Raw genomic sequence first — 4,374 nt, forward strand, 5'->3', positions numbered from 1 at the left:
ATGACGCTTGAGGAGATCGTGGACGGGATGTCTGACTTCCAGCCTGTGGAGAGGGTCTGTCACAGCCGCTATGACGGGCGACCGGTCAGTCGGGTGGCATTCTGCAGCGGATCCGGTGCTTCCCTCTACAGACGAGCAGGGAGGATGGGGGCGGAGCTCTTTATCACCGGAGAGGCGAAGTACAACGACTTCTACGATGCTACCGACTACACAGTCCTCGCCACCTATGGACACTATGAGTCCGAGCTGATGACTCAGAATATCTTAGGGGAGATCTTGTCAGAGAAAATAGGTACATTTGCACTCCACTACTCTGTAAATAGTGCAAATCCGGTAAATTATCTCGAGAGAAGTAATGGCAAATAATAAGTCTATAGATCAGGATGAGCTCTCCGTACAGGACAAGCTCAAGGCTCTGTACAAGCTGCAGCTGGTGACCAGTGAGATCGATCGTATACGCATCATCCGCGGCGAGCTGCCGGAGGAAGTGCGCGACCTAGAGGATGAGATCGAGGGGCGCCACACTCGCTATCAGAAGGATCAGGAGGAGATCGAGGATCTCAATCGTCTAATCGGCGAGTATAAGGAGAGTACGATCAACTCCAATGAACTGATAAAGAAGTACAATGAGCAACTCCATAACATCAGCAATAATAGAGAGTATGACCTCCTCGTGAAGGAGATCGAGTATCAGGAGCTCGAGATACAGGGCTTCGAGAAGGATACACGCCTCGCTAAGGAGCGCATCGCTCGTCTGGAGGAGGCAATGGAGGAGCTGAGCCACGAGACTGAGGAGAGAGAAAAGGATCTGGAGCTCAAGAGGACGGAGCTCGATACCATCATCTCTGAGACCAAGGATCAGGAGGACAGGCTCCACGATCAGACCAAGGAGCTCGAGACGAAGATCGATGAGCGCCTGCTTAGAGCCTTCCACAGGACACGCGACTCGTACCGAAACGGGCTGGCGGTCGTGACGATCGATCGCGGAGCTTGCAAGGGGTGCTTCAATAAGATCCCCCCTCAGAGGGTCATCGACATCCAGTCCCGCAAGAAGATCACTGCATGTGAGTATTGCGGTCGTGTCTTAGTCGATCCCGAGCTTGCTGAGGAGTCTGCTCGAGAGGTCGATCTCCAGTAATAGAGGAGTATCTATCGATGTCATCGGAGTGCCTCAGAGCTATTGTGCCCTGAGGCACTCCTTGCCATTATGTCACTGACACTTCAGGACCATACTGTACCAGAGGGCTCTACGATCATCGTGGGGCTGAGTGGAGGGGCGGACTCTGTGTGCCTGACGGACTTGCTCTACAAGTCCGGATACAAGGTCATCGCAGCGCACGTCAATTTTCACCTCCGTGGACAAGAGAGCGACAGGGACGAGGCCTTTGTGCGCAGGCTCTGCAGTGAGCGCTTTCCCGACGCTGAGCTCCTTGTCAGATCCTTCGACACCACAGGTTACGCTCGGGATCAGGGGCTCTCCATAGAGATGGCGGCTCGGGTACTGAGGTACGAATGGTTTGACGAACTTATGGTCGACCGGGAAGCCACTGCTATTGCTGTGGCTCATCACGCGGGAGATCAGGTGGAGACACTTCTGCTCAATCTTGCCAGGGGGACAGGCGGGAGAGGTCTCTGTGGTATGCGTACGTATGACGTGCGGACCGGTATCTGGCGTCCATTGCTGTCTGTTATGCGTGAGGACATACTCTGTTATCTCTCTGAGCAGAGGCTACCCCATGTGGAGGACTCCTCCAATGAGGATCCCTCCATCACGAGAAATCTCATCCGCCATAACCTGATCCCACTATTTCGGGAGATAAATCCCTCCTTCATCTCCTCTACGATCGAGACTATGGCTCATCTGCGGGAGGAGCAGGAGTATCTGGATCGGCAGGTGGCACAGGACGAGTTGGTTCTCTGGGATGAGGCGTGTGGGTGCTTGGATCTGACCGGGGACCCTTATGCCCTCTATAGGATCCTGACGGACAGGGGACTCACAGCGACACAGATCAGCGATATCCTCAAGCCCACGACAGAGGGCGGGGCGGTATTTGAGACCGTTGGGGGGGGGCGGTATGAGCTCTTTAGGAAAAAGCTCTATCGGCTGACCCTTCCCGCCGTCTCAGCTCAGCCGGCCGCTCCCGAGATGGTCTGGTCGCAGCTCATCGAGATCTCACTACACCAAGCACCCGGACTGGATGATCGCATCCGTGCAGCTCGCCCATCTGACATCTTTGTGCTTCAGGGGATGAGCAGGGGACACAAGTCGGTCTTCGGATTTCTCAAGGAGTGTGGTATCCCATCCTCGTATCGTCCGTATTGTCCAGTGCTGGTGGATGGATCCGACCAGGTGCAGCTGGTCCTGTGTCGGCACAGAGGCACACAGCCCTTCCGCCTTACTCCGGCTGAGGGTGCCGGATACCTGGCTCATCTGCTGTGCCGAGGTGCTGGTAGGGTGTAAGATAAAAAAGAAAAGAGGAGGGTAAGATACTCTCTTACTCTCCTCAAAACCTGAGCGGAAAACGAGGCTCGAACTCGCGACCTCAACCTTGGCAAGGTTGCGCTCTACCAACTGAGCTATTTCCGCATTTTACAATCCCCTCTTAGGTTCATTGCTCTGCAAAGGTAGGACAATTATGTGATATCTGCAAGGGGCTCCAGCCGGCTTTGCCGGTTCTGCGTCTGAGAGACCATCCTGATGGGGCATCGGTACTTCGGTATTACACAGCAGATGAACGGGCTCCGCTTCTCTGCATAGTAGACTCTGCTGAGGTCACCCCTAAGCACTTCTGTATGGACGAGTGGGCGAAGCGCTCAGACCGGTATCGGTCTCGGTCTCGGAGAAATCTAATACCGGTAATAGACAAATCTAAACCCGGTATTAGTCGACACTAATACCGGGTTTAGATGAAGCGGACCTCTGCCTGCTGATAGTCGGTCCTGTTTTGCGAGTCTCAAGCGGCTCCGGGAGCAGCCTCGTCGATGCGACGGACGGCTTGGGATAGCTTATTCAGTGTCTCTGTCCATTCAGATTCAGAGGCCCAGCATCGTGGTGAGCTCCTTCACATCCTTTGCCACCTTCTGGTCGCTCTGTATCAGATCCCGGATGCTGTTATAGCCGTATATTACGGTGGAGTGGTGCCTATTACCTAAGGCCTGACCGATCACCTTGAGCGGTGTGTCTGTGTACTCCTTGCAGAGATACATGACAGTCTGTCTGGCAAGCGCGATCACCCGTTTCCGTCTCTTGCTCTCGATGTCCTCCTGTGATACGCCATAGTATCGGCAGGTGGTGTCGATGATCTCACTCAGATCCGTTTTATGCTCCTGTATGCCTACGGTCTGGGACATGACTCGGTGGGCGAGATGGATGTCCAGGGGGACATCGTTGTAGAGCGAGTAGGCCATCAGTGATGTCAGTGATCCCTCGATGTCTCGCACATTGTCCTTGGCATGCTCTACGATGAAGTTGAAGACGTCATTGGACAGCGTCACTCCGGCGTCCTTTACTTTTGACTGCAGGATCATCCTCCTCAGTCGCACGTCCGGGCGCTCGATCTCCACGGTGAGACCCCACTTCAGACGGGTGTAGAGCCGGTCCTCGAAGCCCTTCAGCTCTACCGGGGGACGATCGCAGGTGATGATGATCTGCTTGCCGAGAAGCTTCAGGTTATTGAAGATCTGGAAGAAGGCATTCTGCGTACTGCTGGCACTGGCTATCTCCTGGATGTCGTCCATCAGCAGGACATCGATATTGTGGTAGTAGTCGAAGAATAGCTCCGGCTGCTTCGCTTTGATCGTTGCATAGACATACTGACGCATGAAGGTCTGAGCCGGTATGTAGATCACCCTCATGGAGGGATTGTCGGCTACCAGCTGGTTACCTATGGCGTGCATGATGTGCGTCTTACCCACTCCGGAGGCGCCGTGGATGAAGAGGGGATTGAAGGCGTTATTACCGGGCTTCTTGATGATCGATCGAGCGGCAGTGTATGCGAGCCGATTGCAGAGACTCTCGTAGAAGTTGTCAAACTTCATCCTGGCATCCAGGTGCGTCCGGAAGGGCGCCGCCTGAGCCTCTGGTGCAGACTGAGATAGATCTGTCGATGGCTCGATGTCCTGGATCGTGGTTATGTCGGTGCCTCTTAGGCTCTGGCGGGGCATACTCTCCAGTGTCCGCCGAAGGGTCTCATCAGGGATCTGATAATTGAGCTTCACATTGTCCCCAAAGGCGATCCCGAGGGACTCCTTGAGTACCTCGAGGTACTGCGACTCGATGCGGGAGTAGTAGTCGCGGGAGGGTACACGTACCGTCAGCACCCCGTCCTCCCACTTGATCGGCTTGATCGGCTCAAACCACATATGGTAGTCCTG

General features: G+C 54.6%; 4 protein-coding genes and 1 tRNA gene. 3 read left to right on the top strand and 2 right to left on the bottom strand.

The window, feature by feature from the left end; all coding sequences use genetic code 11:
• The 3 genes from Q0F21_RS05720 to tilS form a co-directional block, all read left to right on the top strand.
• Window positions 1–366: Nif3-like dinuclear metal center hexameric protein (locus tag Q0F21_RS05720; protein ID WP_297238201.1), on the top strand; the 366-nt coding region annotated here is incomplete at its 5' end.
• Window positions 356–1,138: a C4-type zinc ribbon domain-containing protein gene (locus Q0F21_RS05725; protein WP_297238203.1), complete on the top strand. Its 783-nt coding sequence runs from the start codon at window positions 356–358 to the stop codon at window positions 1,136–1,138. The genes Q0F21_RS05720 and Q0F21_RS05725, both read left to right, overlap by 11 nt.
• Before the next feature lie 69 nt (window positions 1,139–1,207).
• Window positions 1,208–2,461 carry a tRNA lysidine(34) synthetase TilS gene (gene tilS / locus Q0F21_RS05730; RefSeq protein WP_297238205.1) on the top strand — a complete coding sequence of 418 codons (1,254 nt, stop codon included), beginning with the start codon at window positions 1,208–1,210 and terminating at the stop codon, window positions 2,459–2,461.
• A 53-nt stretch (window positions 2,462–2,514) separates the two neighbouring features.
• On the opposite strand, the gene Q0F21_RS05735 is transcribed toward tilS, so the two are convergent.
• Together Q0F21_RS05735 and dnaA are read right to left on the bottom strand one after the other, a co-directional pair.
• Window positions 2,515–2,587, bottom strand: a tRNA-Gly gene (locus Q0F21_RS05735).
• Between the two features lie 446 nt (window positions 2,588–3,033).
• Window positions 3,034–4,374, bottom strand: a 1,341-nt coding sequence (gene dnaA, locus Q0F21_RS05740) for a chromosomal replication initiator protein DnaA (protein ID WP_297238207.1), incomplete at its 5' end; no start/stop codon positions are given.

It is taken from the genome of uncultured Porphyromonas sp. (assembly GCF_934359325.1).
GTDB lineage: Bacteria > Bacteroidota > Bacteroidia > Bacteroidales > Porphyromonadaceae > Porphyromonas_A.